This window comes from Veillonella sp. oral taxon 158, from assembly GCF_018376515.1.
GTDB classification, from domain to species: Bacteria; Bacillota; Negativicutes; order Veillonellales; family Veillonellaceae; genus Veillonella; species Veillonella rogosae.
In genome coordinates, this window is record NZ_JAHABE010000028.1 from 1 (window position 1) to 2,087 (window position 2,087).

Annotated in this window: 2 protein-coding genes and 1 rRNA gene; all 3 read left to right on the top strand. The window is 40.3% G+C overall.

Annotated elements, in window-relative coordinates:
• Positions 1-96 (top strand): 5S ribosomal RNA (gene rrf, locus KH364_RS09395); the annotation flags it as partial.
• A gap of 498 nt (positions 97-594) precedes the next feature.
• Positions 595-1,455 carry a polysaccharide deacetylase family protein gene (locus KH364_RS09400; RefSeq protein ID WP_316056726.1) on the top strand — a complete coding sequence of 287 codons (861 nt, stop codon included), beginning with the start codon at positions 595-597 and terminating at the stop codon, positions 1,453-1,455.
• 8 nt (positions 1,456-1,463) lie between these two features.
• Positions 1,464-1,958, top strand: coding sequence for a MogA/MoaB family molybdenum cofactor biosynthesis protein (locus tag KH364_RS09405; RefSeq protein WP_009352619.1), 495 nt, complete (start codon positions 1,464-1,466; stop codon positions 1,956-1,958).
• The last annotated feature ends 129 nt before the right edge of the window (positions 1,959-2,087 follow it).

A 2,087-nucleotide genomic window follows, 5' to 3' on the forward strand; every position in this document is an offset into this window, starting at 1 on the left:
GATCCACCTGTTCCCATCTCGAACACAGTAGTTAAGCTCATAAACGCCGAAAGTACTTGGCTGGAGACGGCCTGGGAGGATAGGAAGCCGCTGATTAAGTATAAAATAGAGGGCCAACCCTAAAGGGTTGGCCCTCTATTTTTGTGCTCTAACGAGCACAGCTTTCATACCTACTAGAGCCGTCTCCAGCCAAGGTTGTAGAGGTTATATCTATGTGTATTCATCAATACAGACGGCGTGGGAAGGGTAGGGTGTGAGGCCACAGAGGAGCGTAGCGACGTATGGGGCCCACACATCACCTTCGACGAAGCCCTAAAATGTATGCTGTACATTAAACTATTGTATTATATGTTGCCATGGGCGAGTGTGATAGGAAGCCGCGTCTAGTGGTAGGAGGTAAAATAAATCTACACGGTAACGCGGCACAATGTGCCAATGTTACCGAACCTTAAATCATGTGATTAACTCTAAATTTATGAAAATAAGATATTTCATAGACTTCTATGATAATCTTGTGAGGGATTTTGTTGATAATACTGATATACTTGTGGTATTCTCATTATGTATGAAAGTAGATGGGAGTGATTATTTTATATGTATAAATATGGCAAGTGCTGTATTAAAAAGTTTTTATATTTCGTTGTTGCATGTATTGCAATATTAGCTGTTTCCATTGGGATTATGTGGGGACTGTCTGCTCATTATAAATTATATGGTGTGCCGGTACTCAATTATCACCAGATAAATGATGAAAAGCACTCTGCTTTAACACTGCATGTAGATCAATTTAAGGAGCAGATGGAATATCTCCATAATCATGGATACAACACGATTACATTAGATCAGCTATACGATTATTTGCAAAATGGTACAGAATTACCAGATAAGCCAATTGTTATTACCTTCGATGATGGTTATGTAGATAATTATAAACATGCTTTGCCTATATTAAAGGAATACGATATGAAGGCTACATTGTTTATGATTAGCGATGCAGCGAATACGCCTGGTTTCGTTAGTACGGAGCAAATGCGAGAAATGGAGGCAGCAGGCTTTGATATTCAAGGTCATACAAATCATCACAAGATACTAACCCATATGGACCCAACGGAGTTGCCAGATGCAATCTTAGGTGGTAAAACCTCTATGGAAGGTATTCTAGGGGAGCCTATCGTTTATTTAGCCTATCCAGGTGGTTTTAATGATATGCTCGTTCAGTATGTTACGAAGCAATCTGGTTATAAGATGGCTTTCACCGTTCAACCAGGTACAGTTAAGCCTGGAGATAATCTCTATGCCTTAGATCGATTAGCTATATTCCAAGGTGATACACCGTATTTATCTTTCTGGTTGCGCCTACATTGCGCACCATTTATTAAGTATTCTTGGGCATTGCGTGATACATTACGCGATAATGGATGGCCAACCTTGGCATCTATTTTGCCTTTATTTTAGGAGGAATTATGTCTTACGAAGTTGTAGCAAGACCATTACGTGTTGCGGTGTTAACTGTTTCTGATACTCGTACATTGGAAACTGATAAAGGGGGCAACAAGGTTCAAGAGTTTTTAGAGCAAGCGAATCATATTGTGGCAGAACGCAAAATTGTTATTGATGATTATGATTCTATTAGAAACGCTATGATTCCGTGGTGCAATGATGAATCTATCGATGTAATCATCTCTACTGGTGGCACCGGTATTGCCATGCGCGATGTCACAATTGAGGCTGTAAATAGCTTGTATGAAAAGCATATTCCTGGCTTTGGTGAAATCTTTAGATATCTTTCCTACACAGAAGATATCGGCACAAAAGCGATGGCTTCTCGTGCGGAGGCTGGAGTGAACAATAATACATTGATGTTCTCTGTCCCTGGTTCTGTAGGTGCTGTGACATTGGCTATGAGTAAACTCATCATTCCTGAAATGGCGCACCTCGTTCGGGAAATTACAAAATAATATGTTGAGACTGCTCATAATGAGCAGTCTTTTTTGTTATTGTCTTTAGACTGGTTCGCGACGTAGTCGCGAATCATAAAACCACCCGCTATGCGGGTGCGGCAACGAAAGTTATACAAAAAAATCACC

Bases quoted from the DNA above. Each gene is read 5' to 3' on its own strand.
- KH364_RS09400 (WP_316056726.1), top strand. From the start codon at position 595: ATGTATAAATATGGCAAGTGCTGTATTAAAAAGTTTTTATATTTCGTT.
- KH364_RS09405 (WP_009352619.1), top strand. From the start codon at position 1,464: ATGTCTTACGAAGTTGTAGCAAGACCATTACGTGTTGCGGTGTTAACT.